This is a genomic window from Phenylobacterium sp. (assembly GCF_046590535.1).
Classification (GTDB): Bacteria; Pseudomonadota; Alphaproteobacteria; order Caulobacterales; family Caulobacteraceae; genus Phenylobacterium.
This window is the reverse complement of sequence record NZ_JBKJTG010000099.1, coordinates 1-21,571: the sequence shown is the minus strand read 5'-3', so window position 1 is coordinate 21,571 and position 21,571 is coordinate 1. Positions and strand designations below refer to the sequence as shown.

Genomic DNA, 21,571 nt, shown 5'->3' with positions numbered 1-21,571 from the left:
ATGGGATACAGCAGTTTGCGGAGCACCCAGATCTTCTGCAGGATGTCTTTTTCGATCAGCAGCTCTTCGCGGCGCGTGCCGGAGCGGTTCACGTTGATTGCAGGGTAGATGCGCTTTTCGGCCATGCGGCGGTGGAGGTGGATCTCGCAGTTGCCCGTCCCCTTGAACTCCTCGTAGATCACCTCGTCCATGCGGCTGCCGGTCTCGACCAGCGCCGTGCCGATGATGGTGAGCGAGCCGCCTTCCTCGATGTTGCGGGCCGCACCGAAGAAACGCTTCGGCCGCTGCAGGGCGTTGGCGTCGACACCGCCGGTGAGCACCTTGCCCGAGGATGGGACCACGGTGTTGTAGGCGCGGCCAAGCCGGGTGACGCTGTCCAGCAGGATCACTACGTCGCGCTTGTGCTCCACCAGGCGCTTGGCTTTTTCGATAACCATTTCCGCCACTTGCACGTGGCGCGTGGCCGGCTCGTCGAAGGTCGAGGAGATCACCTCGCCCTTCACAGTGCGCTGCATGTCGGTGACTTCTTCCGGGCGCTCGTCGATCAACAGGACGATCAGGTAGCACTCAGGGTGGTTGGTCTCGATGGACTTGGCGATGTTCTGCAGCATCACGGTCTTGCCCACCCGCGGCGGGGCGGTGATCAGGCAGCGCTGGCCCTTGCCGAGCGGCGCCACGATGTCGATGACCCGGCCGGAGCGGTCCTTCAGCGTCGGGTCCTCGATCTCCATCTTGAACCGCTCGTCGGGATAGAGTGGCGTCAGGTTGTCGAACAGCACCTTGTGGCGGACGTTCTCGGGGTTCTCGAAATTGGTCAGGTCGACCTTTACCAGGGCGAAGTAGCGTTCGCCTTCCCGGGGCGCGCGGATGGCGCCGTCGACGCTGTCGCCGGTGCGCAGGCCGAATTTCCGGATCTGGGACGGGCTGACGTAGATGTCGTCGGGGCCCGGCAGGTAGTTGGCCTCGGGGCTGCGCAGGAAGCCGAATCCGTCCTGGACCACCTCCAGCGTGCCGGAGCCGGAGATCTCGACGCCCTCCTCGGCCAGGACCTTGAGGATCGCGAACATCATGTCCTGCTTGCGCATGGAGTTGGCGTTCTCGATCTCGAACTTCTCAGCAAAGGCCAGGAGGTCGGCGGGCGACTTGTCCTTCAGCTCCTGCAAGCTCATCCGGGTGAGGCCGAGGGCGGCGATGGTGGCGGCCACCTCGGAGGCGTCGTCGCCCCCGTCATGGTGGGTTTCGACCACTTCGGCGGGGGTCTCGGCGATGGTCTCGGGGCCTTGCGCCTCGAGGGTCTCGGTTTCGGCCGGGGTCGGGGTTTCGTCTTGCATGGAATACTCGTGTGCGGCCGCGGGCGCGGACAGGCATGTCCGCTGCGGCTCTTGAAGCTGTGGGCGCCAGGGGTTCCGGCGCCGTTGTGACGTCTTTTCGTGGGGGCCGGCTCGGTGCGCGAGCAATCGCGCGGAGCCGGAAAGAGGCGGGGCGCGCCACAAGAGGGTGACGCGTGGGTCAGCGGAACCACATGCGCGGCCCCGGGTCAAGCGCGGCCGGGCCGGATGCGGCCTGCGTCCCTCCCCGCCGCAGAGGGACGCGGCCGCCGGTTAGAGCCCGACCACGCCGCCGTCGTCCTTGGTGATCACGATGGTGGCCGAGCGCGGCCGCGAGGAGACCGTGGCGCCGGACTGGCTGGCCGGCCAGTTGCTGGGAAAGGTGGTGGGAAACCCGCTGGTGCTCTCCCCTGGGTGCTGGATGTTGACGAACAGGGTGCGCCCATCGGGGGTGGAGTCCACGCCGGTGATCTCGCACTCTACAGGCCCTACCAGGAACCGGCGCAGGTCCAGGCCGGGCGCCTTGCCCACCAGGGTCGCCTGGGTGCGCGTGGAGCCATCCGCCGCGGTGTTGGTGATGGTCCGCGCCGCGCCGTCGCCGACCACGCCGGGCATGGCCGCCAGCATCATGCAGTTGGTCTGGTCGGTGAAGGCGCCGTCGTCGGTCTGGATCCAGAGGAGCGGATTGACCAGCCCCGAGGCGTTCTGCGGCCGGCCGAACCACAGGCCGTCTGGACTGGAGAAGTCGTTGCCGGCGTTGAGCTGGGAGATGTTGATATTGGTGGGATCGAGGTCGGAGCCCGCGCCGAACAGGTAGATGTCCCAGGTGAAGGTGGTGGCCTCGGCGGTGCCGCCGGCCTCGCGCATCCGGATGATGTGGCCGTTGGGGTTACCGCGCTGGGCGGTCTGCGCCGCGCCCCTGGGATCGTTGTAGTGGCGCGGATTGGCGGCGTCTGTCGCGGTGATCGGGCGCAGGGTGGCGTTGTTGTTGGTCAGGGTGAAATAGATCTCGCCGTTGCGCGGGTTTACCGCCCCCCACTCGGGCCGGTCCATCGGCGTGGCCCGCAGCGCGTCCGCGGCCAGGCGCGCATTGATCAGCACGTCTGCCTGGTCGGAGAAGGCGTAGGCCGCGTTCGCCGCGGTGAGCGGGCCCTGGCCGAATACCAACGGCAGCCACTGGCCCGTGCCTGTGGCGTCGAACCGCGCCACATGGAGCACGCCGGCGTCGAGGTACTTGTCGCCGATCGCCATCCGGTCGGCGGCGGCGGCGTCCGCGGCCACCCATGGGGTCGCGGAGACGAACTTGTAGATGTACTCCCCCCGCGCATCGTCGCCCATGTAGAAGACCGGCCGCTGGCCGGGGACGAAGTTGGACGGCCAAGCGCCTTCGTGGGCCATCCGGCCCAGCGCCGTGCGCTTGCGGGGTACGGAGGCCGGGTCATAGGGGTCGGTCTCGACCACCCAGCCGAAGTGATTGGGTTCGTTGCGGAAATCTCCCGTGCCGTCAGCGGGTTGGCCGGCCACAGCCGTGGCGTTCCAGCGGCGGTAGGCCGTTTCCGCCGCGCCGACGGCGGGGACCACGGTCGACCATCCATAGGCGCCGGTTGCGCCCTGGCGCACATCGTTGCGGTTCAGCGAGATAACCGCCTTCGTCGCCGCGCCCCCCCGGGTGGCGTCATCGCCCGCGTCGCGGCGGAAATAGCCGCCATAGTTCTCCTCGCAGGTGAGGTTGGTGCCCCATAGGGTGAAGCCGTTGGCGCAGTTGTTGATGGTGCCGCGGCCGCGGGTCCCGTCGGTGGAAAAGGCCGTGTACAGTTGCGCGGCGCCCCGCGCCGGGCCGGTGAAGATGAAGGACGTGAAAGGGGTGATCCTGCGGTTGAAGGCGGAGGCCTGCACATAGGTCCAGCCGGTGGGCGTGCGGACCACCTCGATGGCGCTGAGGCCGTGGGCCTCCATCTCCTTGCGGGCCTCGGCCTCCGGCCGCGCCTGGCCGGCGCCCGTGCCCGTGGGTCCGTTCTCGTGCAGATAGCGCTGCGTAATGTTCTCGTGGTTCATCACCAGGACGCCGCGCTGGTTGCCGTTGTCGTCGCGCCCAGGCCCGGTCGCGGCCAGACCGAAATAGTAGAGGCCGTCGTGGTGGTCCCCGGCCCGGCCGGCGAAGTTGGTGTCCGCGCCGGTGTTCGCGTAAGCCGGTGTCGCCGCATTGATCGGGTCGCCCAGGCGGTAGAGCACGGAGATTGTGTGCCCCGCCGGTACGGTCACCACGTCGGCGAGGCTCTTGGCGATGGAGGCGAAGCCCAGCGCCGCCGGCCCCACCACCACGGAGGCGTCGTTGGCCGCCGTGGCGCCTGACGCCGCGGCCGCGGTGAACCGGAAGACCAGCTGCGTGGAGGCCGCGACACTGGGGGCGATGAAGGTGGCGTTGGTGGTCGTGGCGGCGGTCAGGGCCACCGTCGGGCCGAGCACCTGGGTCCACATGACGCTGGCGCCCGGGCCTGCGCCCACCGCGCTGGCGTTCAGCGTCACCAGCCGGCCTGAGGTGGTGTTGATCGCCGCGCCCACCGTCACCGAGGGCGGCGGGCCCGGCGCCATGACATCGCCTCCGTCGCTGCAGGCGCTCAGCCCGAACAGCGCCGCGCCGGTGGCGGCCATGCCTCCGAACAGCGTGCTGCGACGCGAGTAGCGCTGCTCGATGACACTGCGAATATGCGGGGCGTCGCTCCGGGCCTCGCCAGTGTCGTCCAAGTCAATGCCGCCAGCCGCTTGCTTGTTCATCTCGCCGTCCCCCAGCCAAGCTGCTTGGCTAGCGCGGCGGCGCGACGTTGCGATGTCGTTTCCTGTGCGATTCCGTGACTCTTGATCCGTCCCGGGAGGAGTTAGCGGCCGATGCCGAACTCCAGGGTGACGGCCAGCACCATGACGATGGCCGCCAGGAATGGCAGCTCGTTGGTGGCCCGCCAGAACTTCGCCGACCTGCGCCGCTGGCCGGCCACGAAGGCGCGGTGCGAATGGGCCAGGAAACCGTGCCAGACGGTGAGGAAGATCACCCCGGCAAGCTTCACGAGCATCCACGGCTGCAGCAGGAACTCCAGGCCCCGGGTCTGCGAGTTCAGCCAGATCAGCGCCAGGCCGAGGATCCAGGCCAGCACCATGGCCGGCCCCATGATGGTGCCAAGCAGCTTAGCCTCCCAGCCCAGGAAGTGGGCGTCGAAGGCGCTGCCCGCCGGCGCGGTCTCGGTGTGGTACGCGTAGAGCCTGGGCAGATAGAGCAGCCCCGCCATCCAGGCGATCACCGCCAGGATGTGCAGCCCGCGGGCGAGATCGTACCAGTTCATTCAGGCGGTCCCCTCCTGACGACGGGGGCATTTTCCATGGCCGGCTGGGCAAAGCCAGGGGCCGAAGGGGGCGACCCCATCACGGCCCAGCGCGTCCCGCGTCGCCTGCGCCAGGGCTTCGATGAAGCTCTCGCGGACGCCTGGAGTGCGGGCGCGCAGATAGGGGGCGACGCCGGCCTTGCGAGCCAGGTCGGCATATTCGTGGTCGAGCTCCACCAGGGTCTCCACATGCTCGGAGACGAAGGCGATGGGGGCGATCAGCACGCCCTTTCCGTCGGCCCCGGCCCTGAGGATTTCTGCGTCGGTGGCCGGCGTCAGCCACTTCATCGGCCCCACCCGGCTCTGGAACGAGACCCGCCAGTCAGAGAGCTCAGGGAGCTGGGCGGCGATCGCCGCGGCGGTGGCCTCGATCTGCGCGCGGTAGGGATCGCCGGCGTCGACGATCTTCTGCGGCAGGCCGTGGGCGGAGAACAGCAGCCGAAGGTTCGCAGGCTCCCCGGCGGCTTGCCAGACCTCGCGGATGGCCTGGGCGTGCGCCGCCACCAGGCCCGGCGCGGTGGGATAGCAGCATATCGTCCGTGTACGTCCTGATCCACGGTAGGTGTTCGCCCAGTCCTTGACCGAGGAGCCGGTGGTGGTGGTGGAGTACTGCGGATAGAGCGGCAGGAGCACGATCTCGTCGGGGGCGAAGGCGGCCACCTCCCGGGCGGTCTCGGCGGCGAACGGCTTCCAGTAGCGCATGACGATGAACACCTTGGCTTCCACGTTGGGCGAAGCCAGAGCCGCCTCCAGGGCCGCCGCCTGGACCCGGGTCTCCGGCAGCAGCGGCGAGCCGCCCCCCATGATCGCGTAGTTGGCCTGGGCGGTCTTTTCCCGGGTCCGCGAGATCAGCTCGGCCAGGGGCCAGCGGGCGATGGCCGGCAGGCCGATGATCGCCGGGTCGCGGAACAGGTTGGCCAGGAACGGCCGCACAGCGCTGGGCCCATCGGGCCCACCCAGGTTGAAGAGGACGACGGCAATGCGGGTCATGCCGCGGCCATGGTCGGGACGGGCTTGCCGGTCACCCGCCCCACCACCCGGGCGATGTGTCCGATGGGCGTGTCGGGCAGGACCCCGTGGCCGAGGTTGAAGATGTAGGGGCCGCCGCTCCAGGCCTCCAGCAGGGCGTCGACGCGGGCGTCCAGGGCCGGACCGCCAGCCCGCAGCAGCAAGTTGTCCAGCGCCCCCTGGATGGTCTTGCCGCCGGCCTGCAGGCGCAGCCCCTGGGCGATACTGGCCTGGGTGTCCAGCGCGACGCCTTCCACCGGCACGGCGGCGGCATAGTTATCCACCAAGGCGCCGGCGCCCCTGGGAAAGCCGATGAACGGGGCGGTCACCCCGGCGGCGCGGACCTGGGCGATGATCCGCTGGTGGGGCGCGATGACGATGCGTTGGAATACGTCCTCGGCCAGGCCCTCGGCCCAGCTCTCGAAGATCTTCAGTACCTGGGCGCCGGCATGGGCCTGCATCACCAGGTAGCGGGCGGTGGCGTCCACCAGCACGTCGATCAGCGCGTCGAGGCGCTCGGGCTCCTGGTAGGCGAAGGTGCGGGCCGCGGTCCGATCCGAGCTCCGGCCCTCGATCATATAGGTGGCCACCGTCCAGGGCCCGCCGGCGAAGCCGATCAGGGCGCGCTCAGGCTCCAGCTCGGCGCGGACCCGGCCGAGTGTCTCGCCGATGTCGGCCAGCCGGCCGGTGGAAGCCTCGACCTGGCTGGCCAGGGCCTCAATCGGCGGCAGCGCGCCCAGTCTCGGGCCCTCGCCGGTCTCGAACCACACCTCCTGGCCGAGCGCCCGGGGGATCAGCAGGATGTCGGCGAAGACGATGGCGGCGTCCATCGGGAAGCGGCGCATGGGCTGGAGGGTGGCCTCGGCGGCCATCTGCGGGTTGTGGCAAAAGGCGATGAAGTCGGCGGCCCGGGTGCGCAACTCGCGGTATTCCGGCAGCGACCGGCCCGCCTGGCGCATGAACCAGATCGGCGGCCGGTCCAGGGTCTCGCCGGCCAGGGCGCGCAGTAGGCGAGGCGTGGGGTCCGTCATGGTGAGCCTTAAAGCGCGCAAGGCCGTCCGGCTCAAGCCCGCTGGCGAGACCCATCCACCTGCCTGGCCTGCTTCTCTTCCCTAAAGAGTCTTGAACCTGAGTTGAGGAGACAGAAGCAGGGCCTGTCGACCGCGGGGACAACTTCGCAGTCCCTGCGACAACCCGGACCTTCTCCCCAGCTTGTTCGCCGCCCGGCGCCAGTTCTCCCGCCCCTGTGGATTGCGGGGAGGACCGCCAAGCCCCGCGCCGGCTTAAGGTTTCGTTAAGGTTTTGGAGGACGGACCCGGTAGCGCCGGAGGCCATACCCGCCTGTCGATATCCCGGGCCCTTCGGCGCCGGCGACGCCCGGGCGGGGGATTAACGAGAGGTAAACGGCCCGATCCGTCCCGGCTTTCCACCGGCCCGCGCCAAGGCCGGCAATTCCACGGCCGCTATCCCCATTCCTCCCAGGCTTCGCTAAGAGGTGTCCACAGATGTTGTCCCCAGCAATCTCGGGAAGACCCTGCGCACGATGACCCCACCGGCCCGTCTCGCCACTTATTTCCACGTGCACCTCGTGTCGGATTCCACCGGCGAGACGCTGAACGCCATGGCGCGCGCGGTGTGCGCCCGGTTCGAGAACGTGCTGCCCATCGAGCACATCTACGCCCTGGTCCGCTCCCAGCGGCAGCTGGACCGGGCCCTGGGCGATATCGAGGAGGCGCCGGGCGTGGTCATCCACACCATCGTCGACGACAAGCTCCGCCACGCCCTGGAGGAGGGCTGCCGGCGGCTCGACATGGCCTGCATCCCGGCGCTGGACCCGCTGGTCTCGGCCTTGCAGCGCTACCTGGGCGCCTCCACCACCACCCGGGTGGGCGCGCACCTGCGGCTGGACACCGACTATTTCAATCGCATGGACGCCCTGAACTACGCCATCGGCCACGACGACGGCCAGGGGGGCCAGGATCTCGACCAGGCCGACGTGGTGCTGGTGGGGGTGTCGCGAACCTCGAAGACACCCACCTGCATCTACCTGGCGCACCGCGGGGTGCGCGCAGGAAACGTGCCCCTGGTGCCGGGCCGCAACCCCCCGGAAAAGCTGTTCAACCTGAAAAACACCCTGGTGGTGGGCCTCACGGTCTCTCCCGACCGGCTGATCCAGATCCGCCGCAACCGGCTGCTCTCCCTGAAGGAGAACCGGGCCTCCAGCTATATCGACACCGACGCGGTGCGCGACGAGATCGTCCAGGCGCGAAGGCTCTATGAGCGCCAAGGCTGGCCGGTGATCGACGTCACCCGCCGATCGGTGGAGGAGACTGCCGCGGCGGTCCTCAACCTGCTGCACAAGGGCCACGGCCAAGTGGAGGTGCTGGGGTGAGCGTCATCCTGGCGTCGAAGAGCGCCGCTCGCCGCGCCGTGCTGGAGGGCGCCGGCGTCGCCTTCGAAGTTCATCTGGCCGGGGTCGACGAGGACGCCATCAAAACCGCATTGCTGGCGCAAGGCTCCAGCCCACGGGACATCGCCGACGCCCTGGCGGAGGAAAAGGCGACCCGGGTGTCCCGGTCCCGCCCCGGCCTGGTGATCGGCGCCGACCAGACCCTGGAGTTCGAGGGCGCGCTCTACGACAAGGCCGAGACCCTGGCGGACGCCCGCCAGCGCCTGCAGGCGCTCCGCGGCAAGGCTCACCAGCTGCATTCCGCCGTGGTGGTGGCTGAGGGCGGCGCGCCCATCTGGCGCGAGGTGGCCACCGCGACGCTGACCATGCGCGCGTTCTCCGACGGCTTCCTCGACGATTACCTGGCGGCGGAGGGCGAGGAGGCCCTGGGGTCGGTGGGCTGCTACCGGCTGGAGGGGCCTGGCGCGCAGCTCTTCTCTCGCATCGAGGGGGACTATTTCGCCATCCTGGGCCTGCCCTTGTTGGGCCTGCTCGACCTGCTTCGTCAACGTCGGGAGCTTGCAAGTTGAAGCGCACCATCAGCGGAACCACCCTGGTGGCGGGTGTAGCAGGCTCGCCTGTGCGCCATTCGCTCAGCCCCCTGATCCACAACGCCTGGCTGGAGGCCGCCGGTATCGACGGGGTCTATGTGACCTTCCGCCCGGACGCCGACCGGTTCGACAAGTTCGTCGATGGCCTGCGCGGCGGCGCGGTGCGTGGGGTCAACGTCACCCTGCCGTTCAAGGAGGTGGCGCTCTCCATCGCCGATGAAGTGAGCGAACGGGCCGACGCGGCGGCCGCCGCCAACCTGCTGCTTTTCGAGACCGACGGCACGGTGGTGGCCGACAACACCGACGGCGCGGGCCTGATCGCCGCCTTCGCCGCCCAGGCCAAGGACTTCGACATCAAGGCCGGGCCCATCGCCATCCTCGGCGCCGGCGGCGCGGCCCGCGGCGCCGCCGCCGCCCTTATCGCCGCCGGAGCTCCCAAGGTCAGGATCATCAACCGGACGCTCGCCAAGGCCGAGGCGGTGGCCGGCGCCCTGGGCGGCGCTGTGGAGGCCTGCCCCCTGTCCGCGGCGGCCGGGGCCCTGGCCGGGGTCACCGCGGTGATCAACGCCACCTCCGCCGGGCTCTCAGGCGAGGGAACCCTGGACGTGCCGCTGGAACTCACCCCGCCGGAAGCGGTGATCATGGACATGGTCTACCGGCCGCTGATCACCCCGTTCCTGGCCAAGGCCCAGGGGCTGGGCCGCCCCACCGTCGACGGTCTTGAAATGCTGATCCGCCAGGCGATCCCGTCTTTCGAGGCCTTTTTCGGCCGCCGGCCCGACGAGACCACCGACGTGCGCGCGCTGGCCATCGCGGCGCTGGAGGCCGATGCGTGATCGTGGTGGGCCTCACCGGCTCGATCGGCATGGGCAAGTCCACCACGGCGGCCATGTTCCGTGACGCCGGCGTGCCGGTCTATGACGCCGACGCCGCCGTCCACGCCCTCTACGCCCAGGGCGGCGCCGCGGTCGGTCCGGTGGGCGAGGCCTTCCCGGGGGCGGTGAAGGACGGGGCGGTGGACCGCGAGGCTCTGCGCCAGGCGGTGCTGGGAAACCCTGCGGCGCTCAAGCGGCTTAACGCGGTGGTCCATCCCCTGGTGGGCCGAGACCGGGTGGGCTTCTTCGAGCAGGCGACGGCGGCCGGCGCCGACCTGGTGGTGCTGGACATCCCCCTGCTGTTCGAGACCGGCGGCCACGCCAATGTGGACGTGGTGGTGGTGGCCTCGGCCCCGGCGGCCATGCAGCGTGCGCGGGTGCTGGCCCGTGAGGGCATGACGCCTGAGCGCCTGGACGCCATCCTCGCTCAGCAGACTCCGGATGCGGAAAAGCGCGCGCGCGCCGACTTCGTGGTCGACACCAGCGCCGGCCTGGACGCCGCCCGCGGGCAGGTCGCGGCGATCATCACCGCCCTGCGCGACCGTTCGCCCGGTTGAAATCGCGCCCCGAACAGGGGCATTGAAGGACATGGCCCGCGAGATCGTCCTGGACACCGAGACCACCGGCTTCGAACCGGCCATGGGCCACCGGCTGGTGGAGATCGCCTGCCTGGAGATCGAGGACTTCGTCCCCACCGGGCGCAGCTTCCACACCTATTGCGACCCCTGCCGCGACATGCCCATCGAGGCAGAGCGGGTGCACGGCCTGTCGGGCGCGTTCCTGCGCGGCAAGCCCCGCTTCGAACATTCCGAGGTGGTCGAGGCCTTCCTGGATTTCGTCGGCGACGCGCCGATCGTGGCCCACAACGCCGGCTTCGACCGCAACTTCGTGAACCATGAGCTGGGCCTGTGCAGCCGGGTGGAACTCCACGAGAGCCGCTGGGTGGACACCCTGGCGCTGGCCAAGCGCCGCTTCCCGGGGATGCACAACTCCCTCGACGCCCTGTGCAAGCGTTTCAAGATCTCACTCTCCGAGCGCGAGATGCACGGCGCCCTGATCGACGCCAAGCTGCTGGCCCAGGTCTATCTCGAGCTGCGCGGCGGCCGCGAACGCCGCCTGGAGCTCACCGCCGCGGTGATGGTCAGCGCCGTCCATGCCGCCGCCCAGAACGCCTACGGCGTCCGGCCCCGCCCGCTCATCCCCCGGTCCACCGAGGACGAGCGCGCGCTGCACGCCAGCTTCGTGCGCGACGTGATCAAGGACGACAGCCTCTGGAAGAAACACGGCCTCTAGCCGAGGTTCCTGGCTGGACGCGGTCACCGCGTCGGGCCCGGCAACCTCAGGCGTTGCCGATGATCTCTTCAGGGGGCGCCTTGCGGGCTGCGTAGACGCCGGCGAAGTCGATGGGGTCCAGCAGGAAGGGCGGGTAGCCGCCATCCGACGACACGTCGGCGATGATCCGCCGCGCAAACGGGAACAGGAAGCGCGGGCATTCGATCAGCAGCACCGGCTCCATGTCCTCGGGGGGCACGCCGGCGATCTGGAACACGCCGCCATAGAGCAGCTCGACCACGAACAGCGGGCCGTCGTCGCGGGTGGCCCGGGCCGAGAGTTTCAGGTCCACCTCGAACAGGCCGTCGTCGCGGCCGCGGGCGTTCATCTCCACCCCCAGGTCGATCTGCGGCTGCTCGGCGCCGGCGCGCAGGGTCTCAGGCGCCCGGGGGTTCTCGAAGGAGAGGTCGCGGATAAACTGGGCGAGGATGCGGATGCCCGGGCCATCGGCGGCCTGGCCGTTCTCTAGCGCCGCGGCGCCGGCGCCCGCCTCTGTGTCGGTGTCGGTCATAGTTGGGCTTGAATCCGTGGTGAAAAGGCGCGTCGGATAGGGTTCTTTCGGGCGGCCGGGCTATCATGGCGTCCGAGGGGATGCAACGTCGCCCCTGACGGATACGTTCCGTCGTCCTATATTGGGCGCAACGCCTCGTCTCCAGCCCCCGAAAGCCCACCTCGTGCAAGTCCTTGAGCTGATCATCTTTGGAGGCCTCGCGGCCATCGTGCTCTACCAGCTCTATTCTGTGCTGGGCCGGCGGGTGGGCCGCCAGCCGGAAGACGCCGCCGCCGAGGCCGCCAAGCCCGCGGCGCGCATCGCCGACCGTGGACCCGAGCCGGCCGACGAGGGCGTAGCCCTGACCGGCCTGGCCGCGCTGAAGGCGCTCGACCCTGCCTTCGATCCGTCCCGCTTCCTGCACGGCGCCAAGGGGGCCTACGAGATGATCGTGCGCGCCTTCGCCACCGCCGACCGCGACACCCTGAAGAAGCTACTTGCGCCGGGCGTCATGGCCAGCTTCGATTCAGCCATCGCCGCGCGGGAGACCGAGGGCGTCACCGAGACCGTGGAATTCCTGCATGCGCCGCGGGCCGACATGGAGAAGGCCGACGTTGTGGGCGACACAGCCAGCGTGGTGGTGCGCTTCCTGGCCGAGTTCCGTAGCCGCACCAAGGGCCCGGAGGGTGAGGGCGTCGACGACCGCCGCACCGCGGAGCTGTGGACCTTCGAACGCAATCTTAAGAGCCCCGACCCCAACTGGATGCTGACCCACGTCGACGCCGCGGAGGCTTGAGACCCGTTGAGCCTGCGACCTCTTCGGGCGGCGCTGGCCGCCCTGATCCTCGCCGCCTGCGCCACGCCACAGGCCGCCCCGACCCCCGGCCGGGCGCCGGCCCCGCGTCCTCCTCCCGAGTATCGCCGGCCTGAGCCGACCCCGCCGCCGCCAGCCACCTCACGGTTGCTGCGCCTGACCGACCTGCCGGGCTGGGCGGCGGAGGACCATGCCGCAGCCCTGGCCGCCTTCCGCGAGACCTGCCACGTGGCCCGCGACCCGGCCCTGGCCCAGGTCTGCCGACAGGCGCGGGCCACCGGCCCGCTGGACCGGAGTGACTCCCGCGGGTTCTTCGAGGCCAATTTCCGCGCCGAGCCCTCGCCGCCGGCCGGGGTGCTCACCGCCTATTTCGCGCCCGAGTACGCCGCGCGCCGCGACCCCTCCGCGGAGTTCAGCGCGCCCGTCCGCGCAAGGCCCGCCGACGCCGCCCTGCTCACCGCCGACCGGGCAACCCTGGAAGCGATCCCTCCCGACCGGGCGCTGGCCTGGATGCGGCCGGAGGAGCTGTTCTTCCTGCAGATCCAGGGCTCCGGCGTGCTGACCTTCGAGGACGGCGGTCGGCGCAAGGCGCTCTACGCGGCCAACAACGGCCACCCCTTCGTGGGCATCGCCAACCCCATGCGCGAGCGGGGCCTCTTGGCCGGGAACAACACCTCCGGCGACGCCATCCGCGGCTGGCTGGCCGAGCACCGCGGGCCGCGGGCCGCCGAGATCATGCGGCTCAATCCGCGCTACGCTTTCTTCAGCTTGGCGCCGGACGACGGCCGCCAGCCGGTGGGCGCAGCGGGTATTCCCCTGCCGCCGGGGCGTGCCATCGCCGTGGACCTCAGCCGACACGAGGTGGGCGAGGTGTTCTGGCTGGACGCCGAGGCCCCGATCCTCACCGGCGCCTTCCCCACCTATCGCCGGCTGGTCACCGCGCTGGACACGGGCGGGGCGATCAAGGGCGAGGTCCGCGCCGATCTCTACCTGGGCCTGGGCGCCGAGGCGGGCGCCGAGGCCGGCCGGGTGCGCCATACGCTAAGGATGTTCAAGCTGGTCCCGGCCCGGTGAAACGGCCGCTGAAGCCGGAGGAGGTGCGGGTCTGGGGCGTGGTCGCCGCCACCGTCCACCCGCTCCCCGGCCGCAGCACGCCGAAGACCGCCGAGGCGCAGGCCACCAAGGCGCAGCCCGCCGAGGTCGCCGCCCGCATCGCCCCGCCCAAGCCGGTCCGCCGCCAGTCCGCGCCGGCACGCGAAGCGGTCGACGGCATCGAGCCCCGCCGCAAACGCCGCATCGCCCGGGAGCGCGACCCGATCGGCGCCCGGCTCGACCTTCACGGCCTCGACCAGGATCGGGCCAAGGTGGTGCTGGAGGGGTTCATCCGCCGCGCCTGGGAGGACGGCTACCGCGCCGTGCTGATCATCACCGGCAAGGGCGTGCAGGGGGACGGCGTCCTGCGCCGCCGCACCCCGGAGTGGCTGGCGGCCCCGTCGCTGGCCGGCATCGTCGCCGGCATCTCCGAAGCCCACCGCACCCACGGCGGCGAAGGGGCGCTCTATGTGGCGCTGAAGCGGAGGCCGCGGGGTTAGCGCCCCGCCTTCTCGTCCAGCCCGGAGGTCCCCTCGCGGGCCTCGAGCCTGGCGGCGACGTCGTCCAGCGACACCCCCGCCGCGGCCAGCACCACCAGCCAGTGATAGATCAGGTCGGCGCTTTCAGCGGCCAGGGCCGCCGGGTCGCCCTGGGCCGCGGCGATCACCGTCTCCACGGCCTCCTCGCCGAGCTTCTTGGCGGCGTGGCCGGGGTCGGCCAGCAGCTGCGCGGTGTAGGACGCCCCCGGATCGGCGCCCCTGCGGGCCTCGATGGTAGCGGCCAGGCGGGCCAGGACGTCGGCGAAGCGGCTCATGCGGCTTGCTCCGTCAGGCGCACGGGGATGCCCTCTTTGGCCATGGCCGCCTTGACCTGGCCAATGGAGAGCTCACCGAAATGGAAGATCGAGGCGGCGAGCACGGCGTCAGCGCCGCCGTCACGCACCGCCTCGACCATGTGCTGCGCATGGCCAGCGCCGCCCGAGGCGATCACCGGGACGCTGACCGCCGCGGTGACGGCGCGCAGCAAGTCCACGTCATAGCCGGTCCTGGCGCCGTCGCGGTCCATGGAGGTCAACAGGATCTCGCCCGCACCCTTGGCCACAGCCTCCGTGGCATAGGCCACCACGTCCAGGCCGGTGGCGGTGCGTCCGCCATAGGTGAACACCTCCCAGCCCGCGCCCGCCCGCTTGGCGTCGATGGCCACCACGGTCGCCTGGCTGCCGAAGGCGTCGGCGCAGGCGGTGATCAGCCCGCGGTTCTCCGCCGCGGCGGTGTTGATGGAGATCTTGTCGGCTCCCGCCAGCAGCAGGCGCCTGGCGTCCTCCACCTGGCGGATGCCGCCCCCCACCGACAGCGGCATGAAGCAGACATCGGCGGTGCGGGCGACCACGTCGAGGAGGGTGTCGCGCCGTTCGGATGAGGCGGTGATGTCCAGGAACATCAGCTCGTCGGCGCCGGCGGCGTCATAGGCCCTGGCCTGCTCCACCGGATCGCCGGCGTCGCGCAGGGCCACGAACTGCACGCCCTTCACCACCCGGCCGTCCTTGACGTCCAGGCAGGGGATCACCCGTACGCGCAGCATCAGGCCGCGACCTTCAGGGCTTCGGCGGGCGTGATGGCGCCGTTGTAGAGCGCGCGGCCCAGGACGGCGCCGGCGATCTGCACGCCCTCGCGGGCTTTCAGCCGCACGATGTCGTCCACCGAGGCCAGGCCGCCGGCGGCGATCACCGGGATGGTCACCGCATCGGCGATGGCCCCGAACGCCTCCACATTGAAGCCCATGACCGTGCCGTCGCGGTCGATGTCGGTGATGATCAGGGCGCCGACCCCGGCGTCCTCGAACCGCCGGGCTACGGTGATGGCGTCGAGGTCGCTATCGGCGGTCCAGCCCTGCACCGCGACCTTGCCCTTGCGGACATCGACGCTGACCGCGATCTGCTCAGGGAAGCGCCGGGCGGCGTCGCGCACGATCTGCGGATCGGTGACCGCCACGGTCCCCAGGATCACCCGGCTGACCCCGGCCTCGATCCAGCCCTCAATGTCGGCCAGCGAGCGGATGCCGCCGCCCAGCTGCATGGGGATGGAGACCGAGTTCAGAATGGCCTCGACCGCCGTCGCATTGACCGCGTGGCCGGCCACGGCGCCGTTCAGGTCGACCACATGGATCCAGTGGAAGCCGGCGGCGGCGAAGGTCCTGGCCTGGTCCGCGGGGCTCGTATTGAACACCGTGGCGGTGCTCAGGTCGCCGTGCAGGACGCGAACGCAGGCGCCGTCCTTCAGGTCGATGGCCGGATAGAGGATCACGGGCGCCACTCCAGGAAGTTCGCCAGAAGGGCCAGCCCGGAGCCTTGCGACTTCTCCGGGTGGAACTGCACGCCCGCCACATTGCCCCTGGCGACCGCCGCGGGAAAGCGCCCGCCGTGATCGGCCCAGGCCGAGACATGGGCCGGGTCCCTGGGGAAGAAGGCGAACGAGTGGGTGAAATAGACCGGCTGGCCGTCCGCCAGGCCGGCGGTCACCGGCTGGGCGGTGACGTCGATCAGCGCGTTCCAGCCCATGTGCGGAATCTTGGCGGCGGGGCTGGAGGTCTCCAGCCGGCGCACCTCGCCCCCGATCCAGTCGAGCCCCGGGGTCTCGCCGAACTCCAGCCCACGCGAGGCCAGCAGCTGCATCCCAACGCAGACCCCCAGGAACGGGGCGCCCTTGCCGTGGACGGCCTCGGTCATGGCCTCGATCAGGCCGGGCCGGGCCTCCAGCGCGGTCATGCAGGCGGCGAAGGCGCCGACGCCGGGCAGCACCAGCCGGTCGGCTGCGGCCACCACGTCCGGGTCGTGGGTGACCACGATCTCGGCGCGGCCGTCCGCGGCCTTCACCAGCGCCTTTTCGGCCGAGCGCAGGTTGCCCGACCCATAGTCGATCAGGACGACCCTCTGCATGGATGAACCTAGAGGACGCCCTTGGTGGATGGGGCCTGGCCATGGGTCTTGGGGTCGAGCTCGACCGCCTGGCGCAACGCCCGGGCCAGCGCCTTGAAGCCGCTCTCGGCGATGTGGTGCGAATTGGCCCCGTAGAGGGTCTCCAGATGCACGCAGGCGCCGCAGTTCATGGCGAAGGCGTGGTGGAATTCCTTGAACAGCTCGGTGTCCATGTCGCCGACCTTGGGCGTCTTGAAGTCCACCTTCCAGATCAGGTATGGCCGGTTGGACAGGTCGATGGCGCAGCGGCTCAGCGTCTCGTCCATGGGGATGTAGGCGTGGCCGAACCGGCGCACGCCCTTGAAGCCGTCCAGGGCCTTGGCGAAGGCCTGGCCCAGCACGATGCCGGTGTCCTCCACCGTGTGGTGCATATCGATGTGCAGGTCGCCCTTGGTCGCGACGGTCATATCGAAGCCGCCGTGCCGGGCGAAGCTCTCCAGCATGTGGTCATAGAAGCCGATGCCGGTGGAGACCTGGGACACACCGGTCCCGTCAAGATCCACGGTGATGCGGATCTGGGTCTCCTTGGTGTTGCGGACAACTTCCGCCGTGCGGTTCATGCCAGCCCCTTTTCCGCGGCCAGGTCCTTCAGGGAGACCTGCGGGCGCGGCCCGTAGTGCGAGATCACCTCGGCCGCGGCGACGGACGCCAGCCACCCGCAGTCCGCCAGCGACCGGCCCCGCGAGAGGCCGAACATGAAGCCCGCCGCGTATTGGTCGCCCGCGCCGGTGGTGTCCACGACTTTCTCCACTGGTTCGGCGGCGATGTGCAGCAATTCGCCCTTGGCGATGATTACCGAGCCCTGCTCGCTGCGGGTGACGGCGGCCAGGTCGCAGCGGGTGCGCAGCGCCTCGCAGGCCTCATCGAAGTCGGCGGTCGTAAACAGCGCCAGGAGTTCGCTCTCGTTGGCGAACAGCAGATCCACCTGGCTCTCGATGAACCCCAGCAGGCCCGCCCGGTGGCGTTCCACCACGAAGCTGTCGGACAGCGTCAGCGCGATCTGCCGGCCTGCGCCGTGGGCGAGGGCCGCGGCCTTGGCGAAGGCGCGGCGGGCCGTCTCGGCGTCGAACAGATAGCCTTCCAGGTAGACGATCTTGGCGGCCTCGACGGTCTTGGCGTCCACGTCGGCGTCGGTGAACTCCACCGAGGCGCCCAGGAAGGTGCACATGGTGCGCTGGCCGTCGGGGGTGACGTTGATCATCGAGACAGCGGTGGCCGGGCCGCCGGTCAGGGGGGCGTTCTCGAACCGGGCGCCGATGGCGCGCATGTCCTTGGCGAACACCGCGCCCAGGGGGTCGTCGGCGACCTTGCCCATGAAGGCGCCCTTGCCGCCGAAGCTGGCCAGCCCCGCGATGGTGTTGGCCGCCGAGCCGCCCGAGGCCTCGACGCCCTGGCTCATTTTCGCATAGAGCGCGGCGCTGGCGGCGGGGTCGACCAGCATCATCGCGCCCTTGGTCAGGCCGTTCTGAACGAGAAAGTCGTCGGTCGCGCGCGCGATCACGTCGACGATCGCGTTGCCGATGGCGGCGACGTCGTAGAGCTCTGGCATTCCTAGACTTTCGGGCGGCGAAGGGCGCGACTTAGCGAAAAAGGCCCGAAAGAGCTAGGCCGACACGAACAGATGCCGCGAGGGGCAGAGGTCGGCGACGGCGCAATCCTCGCACTTCGGCCGGCGCGCCACGCAGGTATAGCGCCCGTGCAGGATCAGCCAGTGGTGGGCCCGGGTCAGCGCCGGCTCCGGGACCACGGCCATCAACTCGGCCTCCACGGCGTCCGGGGTCTTGCCGAACGCCAGGGCCAGGCGGTGGGCGACGCGGAACACGTGGGTGTCCACGGCGATGGCCGGCTCGATGCGCAGTTCGTTGAGCACCACCGAGGCGGTCTTGCGGCCCACGCCGGGCAGGGCCTGCAACGCCTCGCGGGTCAGCGGGACCTCGCCGCCATGCGCGTCGATGAGAATCTGCGCCATCGCGATGACGTTCCTGGCCTTGGTGTTGAACAGGCCGATGGAGGCGATGAACGGCTTCAGGCCCTCCTCCCCCAGCGCCAGCATCGCCTGCGGCGTGTCGGCGACCTCGTAGAGACGGGCGGTGGCCTTGTTCACCGAGACGTCGGTGGCCTGGGCCGATAGCGCCACGGCCACCACCAGGGTGTAGGGGCTGGAATAGTCGAGCTCGGTGCGCGGGTCCCCCTCCGCCGCCTCGAAGCGGGCGAACAGCTCGGCGATGCGGGCCCGCTCGGCGGGGTCAAGACGGCGTTTGGGGGGGTTGGCCATAGGCCCGGGAATGTGGCGGCGGCGCCCGCGCCTGTCATCCCGCAAAGTGGCTGGAGCGCTCGGCCACTCCGCACTATCGTCGCCGCCCATGGCCCGGCCGCTCTACATGGACGCCGTGATCACCCCCAACCGCTCGCTCACCGAGCGGGGGTTCATCGTGCTGATCAGCATCATCACCGTGGCCAACTGCGCCTCGGCGGCGGTGTTCATCGCCATGGGGGCCAGCCTGGTGCCGGTGTTCCTCGGGCTCGACCTGGCCGCCGTGGTGGTGGCCTTCCTGGTGAGCTTCCGCGCGGCGCGGCGGGTGGAACGGGTGCAGGTCAGCGCCCGCGAGGTCACCATCACCCACGAGACGCCCAAGTGGTCGAGGGTGATCTGGGAGAGCCCCACCGCTTTCACCCGAGTAGCCGTGGACGAGGACGACGACCGCGTCACCGGCGTGCGCCTGGCGCTCTCCGGCCGCGAAACCCCGGTGGCCGCGGCGCTGAGCCCCGGCGAGCGGGCCGAATTCGCCCGGGCCCTGGAAAACGCCATCTTGGAAGCGCGGCGCGAGCGCTCCTAGGCCCCGCCAACCGCCGCCTGCAGCGCCGCCAGCCGCCGGTCGTCCGCCGGGTGGGTGGAGAGCGCCTCCAGGGGCTGTGGCTCGCGGGCCTGGCGGGCGATCATCCGGGTCCAGAAACGCACGGCGCCCTGCGGATCGAGGCCGGTCTGGCGCATGAGCTCCACCCCCACCCGGTCGGCCTCCAGCTCATGGCTGCGCGAATAGGGCAGGATGACGCCGTAGATGGCGCCCAGGCCGAGCGCCGCGCCGACCCACCCGGCGTTCTCGCCGCCCTCGCCGGAGAGCAGCGCCTGGGCGATGCCGACCCCGGCGTTGACCGCCAGCTCCTGGCTGACCCGCTCGGCGGAGTGGCGCGCGATGATGTGGCCCACTTCGTGGCCCAGCACCGAGCCCAGCTCGTCGTCGTCGCTGGCGAAGGCCAGCATGGCGCGGGTGAAGCCCACCTTGCCGTTGGGCAGGACGAAGGCGTTGAGCTCGGGGGCGTCGAACACCACGAACTCCCAGTCCAGGTCGGGGCGCCCGGCGGCCTCGGCCAGGGGCCTGCCGATGCGGTCGAGCCTGGCCCGCGCCGCGGGATCGCTCACCAGCCGGGTCTTGGCGGTGAGTTCGGCCCAGGCGGCGTCGGCCATCTGCTTGAGCTGGTTGTCGGAGACCAGCACCAGTTGTTGGCGGCCGGTCTCGGCATTCTGGCTGCACCCGGCCAGCGCCAGGGCGCCCAGTCCGCCCAGCAGCCCCCGCCTGGAAAAGCACGCGACGCACATGGCTCTTGTCCCGCCGCTAGACCCTTTCCGGTTCAATTGGAATCAATTGAACCGGATAGAAAGGGTCGATCTCCAAAGGTAGAGCGTGACGGGCGCCGAAACCGGTATCCACTTTCGGCTGTCACGCTCTTAGAGGATGAAACGCGACAGGTCGGCGTTGTTGGCCAGGGCGCCGACCCGTTCTGTGACATAGGCCGCGTCCACATTGACCGTCTCGCCCGCCCGGTCCGCGGCGGAGAAGCTGACCTCCTCCAGCACCTTCTCCAGGATGGTCTGCAGCCGGCGCGCGCCGATGTTCTCCACGGCGCCGTTCACGGTGACGGCGGCGTCGGCCAGGGCGTCGATGGCGTCCTCGGTGAAGGTTAGGGTCACGCCCTCGGTGAGCAGCAGGGCCTGGTGCTGGCGGATCAGGTTGGCCTCGGGCTCCACGAGGATGCGGCGCAGGTCCTCCCGGGTCAGGGCCTTCAGCTCCACGCGGATCGGCAGGCGGCCCTGCAGTTCCGGCAGCAGGTCCGAGGGCTTCGACACGTGGAAGGCCCCCGAGGCGATGAACAGGATGTGGTCGGTCTTCACCGGCCCGTGCTTGGTGGAGACCGTGGTGCCTTCGATCAGCGGCAGCAGGTCGCGCTGCACGCCTTCGCGGGACACGTCGGCGCCGGCTCGGTCGGCGCGGCTGGCCACCTTGTCGATCTCGTCAAGGAAGACGATCCCCTGGTTCTCGGCCAGCTCCAGGGCTTCCTGGGTGAGGGCCTCCTGGTCCACCAACTTGTCGCTTTCTTCGGCGATTAGCGGGCTCCAGGCGCCGGAGACGGTGGTCTTGTGGGTGCGGGTGCGGGCGCCGAACGCCTTGCCGAACATGTCGCCCAGATTGAGCATCCCCATGCCGCCCCCGCCACCGGGCTGGCCGGGGATCTCCATCTGCGGGAAGGGCGAGGAGGTGTCGGCCACGGTGAGCTCGACCTCCTTGTCGTCCAGCTCACCGGCGCGGAGTTTCTTGCGGAAGGACTCCCTGGCCGCCACTGAGCCTGGGCCCGTCATGGCGTCGAGGATGCGCTCCTCGGCGGCGGCCTCGGCCCGGGCCTTGACGGCGGCGCGGCGCTTCTCCCGGACCATGGCGATGGCGCTCTCCACCAGGTCGCGGATGATCTGGTCCACGTCGCGGCCCACGTAGCCCACCTCGGTGAACTTGGTGGCCTCGACCTTCAGGAAGGGGGCCTGGGCCAGCCGCGCTAGGCGGCGCGCGATCTCGGTCTTGCCGACGCCCGTGGGGCCGATCAGCAGGATGTTCTTGGGCGTCACCTCGTCGCGCAGGGCCTCGGGCACCCGGCGGCGGCGCCATCGGTTGCGCAGGGCCACGGCCACGGCCTTTTTGGCCTCGGGGTGGCCGACGATGAAGCGGTCCAGTTCGGAGACGATTTCGCGCGGGGAAAATTCGGTCATCTCGCCGTTAGATAGGTACGATTTGCGCGGTTCAAGGCGAAGCGGCCAGCCTCTGTCGGATTCCAACGGTGCCGTTCGTCCTGCGGTCAGGACGATTGATCAGGAGAAGCCGATGCCGGCGCCCGCCGATACCGACGCCTACCTCGCCACCGTGCCCGAGCCACAGCGCCAAGCCCTGCAGCTGCTGCGCCGCGAGATCCTGGCCCCCGCCCCGGGAGCCACCGAGTGCATCAGCTACGGCATGCC

General features: G+C 70.2%; 24 protein-coding genes. 9 read left to right on the top strand and 15 right to left on the bottom strand.

Annotation, left to right across the window (positions count from 1 at the left end):
- The 5 genes from rho to hemE form a co-directional block, all read right to left on the bottom strand.
- A partial coding sequence (gene rho / locus ACLL81_RS05995; RefSeq protein WP_411287438.1) for a transcription termination factor Rho occupies window positions 1–1,331 on the bottom strand: 1,331 nt, incomplete at its 3' end.
- Window positions 1,332–1,601: 270 nt separating this feature from the next.
- The gene (locus ACLL81_RS05990) at window positions 1,602–4,103 is read right to left on the bottom strand and encodes an alkaline phosphatase PhoX (protein ID WP_411287437.1); all 2,502 of its coding nucleotides are present in this window, start codon (window positions 4,101–4,103) and stop codon (window positions 1,602–1,604) included.
- A gap of 101 nt (window positions 4,104–4,204) precedes the next feature.
- On the bottom strand, window positions 4,205–4,663 hold the full coding sequence (locus tag ACLL81_RS05985; protein ID WP_411287436.1) for a CopD family protein: 459 nt from the start codon (window positions 4,661–4,663) through the stop codon (window positions 4,205–4,207).
- The gene (hemH, locus tag ACLL81_RS05980; protein WP_411287435.1) at window positions 4,664–5,692 is read right to left on the bottom strand and encodes a ferrochelatase; all 1,029 of its coding nucleotides are present in this window, start codon (window positions 5,690–5,692) and stop codon (window positions 4,664–4,666) included. It lies immediately after the preceding gene.
- Complete coding sequence (gene hemE, locus ACLL81_RS05975) at window positions 5,689–6,741, bottom strand: uroporphyrinogen decarboxylase (RefSeq protein WP_411287434.1); 1,053 nt, start codon at window positions 6,739–6,741, stop codon at window positions 5,689–5,691. Before hemE ends, hemH begins: the two co-directional genes overlap by 4 nt.
- 512 nt (window positions 6,742–7,253) lie before the next feature.
- Between hemE and ACLL81_RS05970 the strand changes: the two genes are divergently transcribed.
- From ACLL81_RS05970 to dnaQ, 5 genes are read left to right on the top strand one after another with little or no spacing between them, the layout of a single operon-like run.
- The gene (locus ACLL81_RS05970; protein ID WP_411287433.1) at window positions 7,254–8,102 is read left to right on the top strand and encodes a pyruvate, water dikinase regulatory protein; all 849 of its coding nucleotides are present in this window, start codon (window positions 7,254–7,256) and stop codon (window positions 8,100–8,102) included.
- Window positions 8,099–8,689, top strand: a complete 591-nt coding sequence (locus ACLL81_RS05965) for a Maf family protein (protein ID WP_411287432.1) — start codon at window positions 8,099–8,101, stop codon at window positions 8,687–8,689. Before ACLL81_RS05970 ends, ACLL81_RS05965 begins: the two co-directional genes overlap by 4 nt.
- A complete protein-coding gene (gene aroE, locus ACLL81_RS05960; RefSeq protein ID WP_411287431.1) occupies window positions 8,686–9,546 on the top strand; it encodes a shikimate dehydrogenase in 861 nt (286 codons plus the stop codon). The genes ACLL81_RS05965 and aroE overlap by 4 nt, the downstream gene beginning before the upstream one ends.
- Window positions 9,543–10,142, top strand: a complete 600-nt coding sequence (gene coaE / locus ACLL81_RS05955) for a dephospho-CoA kinase (protein ID WP_411287430.1) — start codon at window positions 9,543–9,545, stop codon at window positions 10,140–10,142. The genes aroE and coaE overlap by 4 nt, the downstream gene beginning before the upstream one ends.
- A 31-nt stretch (window positions 10,143–10,173) precedes the next feature.
- Window positions 10,174–10,878, top strand: coding sequence for a DNA polymerase III subunit epsilon (gene dnaQ / locus ACLL81_RS05950; protein WP_411287429.1), 705 nt, complete (start codon window positions 10,174–10,176; stop codon window positions 10,876–10,878).
- 46 nt (window positions 10,879–10,924) lie between these two features.
- Here dnaQ and secB read toward each other — a convergent pair whose 3' ends face one another.
- Window positions 10,925–11,428, bottom strand: coding sequence for a protein-export chaperone SecB (secB, locus tag ACLL81_RS05945; RefSeq protein WP_411287428.1), 504 nt, complete (start codon window positions 11,426–11,428; stop codon window positions 10,925–10,927).
- 163 nt (window positions 11,429–11,591) lie between these two features.
- On the opposite strand from secB, the gene timA reads away from it, so the two are divergent.
- The 3 genes from timA to ACLL81_RS05930 are packed head-to-tail and all read left to right on the top strand — an operon-like array spanning window position 11,592 to window position 13,813.
- Window positions 11,592–12,203 carry a TIM44-related membrane protein TimA gene (timA, locus tag ACLL81_RS05940; RefSeq protein ID WP_411287427.1) on the top strand — a complete coding sequence of 204 codons (612 nt, stop codon included), beginning with the start codon at window positions 11,592–11,594 and terminating at the stop codon, window positions 12,201–12,203.
- 6 nt (window positions 12,204–12,209) lie between these two features.
- Window positions 12,210–13,295 (top strand): MltA domain-containing protein, encoded by a 1,086-nt coding sequence (locus ACLL81_RS05935; RefSeq protein WP_411287426.1) that lies wholly within the window; start codon window positions 12,210–12,212, stop codon window positions 13,293–13,295.
- Entirely contained in the window at window positions 13,292–13,813 is a 522-nt protein-coding gene (locus ACLL81_RS05930; protein WP_411287425.1) for a Smr/MutS family protein, read from the top strand. Before ACLL81_RS05935 ends, ACLL81_RS05930 begins: the two co-directional genes overlap by 4 nt.
- Here ACLL81_RS05930 and ACLL81_RS05925 read toward each other — a convergent pair.
- Genes ACLL81_RS05925 through nth form a run of 7 tightly spaced genes read right to left on the bottom strand, consistent with a single transcriptional unit; the run spans window position 13,810 to window position 18,562 of the window.
- Window positions 13,810–14,127 (bottom strand): phosphoribosyl-ATP diphosphatase, encoded by a 318-nt coding sequence (locus ACLL81_RS05925; protein WP_411287424.1) that lies wholly within the window; start codon window positions 14,125–14,127, stop codon window positions 13,810–13,812. The two genes, ACLL81_RS05930 and ACLL81_RS05925, sit on opposite strands and share 4 nt — an antisense overlap.
- On the bottom strand, window positions 14,124–14,894 hold the full coding sequence (gene hisF, locus ACLL81_RS05920) for an imidazole glycerol phosphate synthase subunit HisF (RefSeq protein WP_411287423.1): 771 nt from the start codon (window positions 14,892–14,894) through the stop codon (window positions 14,124–14,126). Before hisF ends, ACLL81_RS05925 begins: the two co-directional genes overlap by 4 nt.
- On the bottom strand, window positions 14,894–15,616 hold the full coding sequence (hisA, locus tag ACLL81_RS05915; RefSeq protein WP_411287422.1) for a 1-(5-phosphoribosyl)-5-[(5-phosphoribosylamino)methylideneamino]imidazole-4-carboxamide isomerase: 723 nt from the start codon (window positions 15,614–15,616) through the stop codon (window positions 14,894–14,896). Before hisA ends, hisF begins: the two co-directional genes overlap by 1 nt.
- Window positions 15,613–16,248 carry an imidazole glycerol phosphate synthase subunit HisH gene (hisH, locus tag ACLL81_RS05910; protein ID WP_411287421.1) on the bottom strand — a complete coding sequence of 212 codons (636 nt, stop codon included), beginning with the start codon at window positions 16,246–16,248 and terminating at the stop codon, window positions 15,613–15,615. Before hisH ends, hisA begins: the two co-directional genes overlap by 4 nt.
- An 8-nt stretch (window positions 16,249–16,256) precedes the next feature.
- Window positions 16,257–16,847 (bottom strand): imidazoleglycerol-phosphate dehydratase HisB, encoded by a 591-nt coding sequence (hisB, locus tag ACLL81_RS05905; RefSeq protein ID WP_411287420.1) that lies wholly within the window; start codon window positions 16,845–16,847, stop codon window positions 16,257–16,259.
- Window positions 16,844–17,836: an adenosine kinase gene (locus tag ACLL81_RS05900; RefSeq protein ID WP_411287419.1), complete on the bottom strand. Its 993-nt coding sequence runs from the start codon at window positions 17,834–17,836 to the stop codon at window positions 16,844–16,846. Before ACLL81_RS05900 ends, hisB begins: the two co-directional genes overlap by 4 nt.
- A 54-nt stretch (window positions 17,837–17,890) precedes the next feature.
- The gene (gene nth / locus ACLL81_RS05895) at window positions 17,891–18,562 is read right to left on the bottom strand and encodes an endonuclease III (RefSeq protein ID WP_411287418.1); all 672 of its coding nucleotides are present in this window, start codon (window positions 18,560–18,562) and stop codon (window positions 17,891–17,893) included.
- Between the two features lie 88 nt (window positions 18,563–18,650).
- Here nth and ACLL81_RS05890 point away from each other — a divergent pair, with 88 nt between their 5' ends.
- Window positions 18,651–19,124: a DUF2244 domain-containing protein gene (locus tag ACLL81_RS05890; protein WP_411287417.1), complete on the top strand. Its 474-nt coding sequence runs from the start codon at window positions 18,651–18,653 to the stop codon at window positions 19,122–19,124.
- On the opposite strand, the gene ACLL81_RS05885 is transcribed toward ACLL81_RS05890, so the two are convergent.
- Window positions 19,121–19,885, bottom strand: a complete 765-nt coding sequence (locus ACLL81_RS05885) for a M48 family metallopeptidase (protein WP_411287416.1) — start codon at window positions 19,883–19,885, stop codon at window positions 19,121–19,123. The genes ACLL81_RS05890 and ACLL81_RS05885 overlap by 4 nt on opposite strands.
- 129 nt (window positions 19,886–20,014) lie before the next feature.
- Complete coding sequence (gene hslU / locus ACLL81_RS05880; RefSeq protein ID WP_411287415.1) at window positions 20,015–21,325, bottom strand: ATP-dependent protease ATPase subunit HslU; 1,311 nt, start codon at window positions 21,323–21,325, stop codon at window positions 20,015–20,017.
- Window positions 21,326–21,571: the final 246 nt, after the last annotated feature.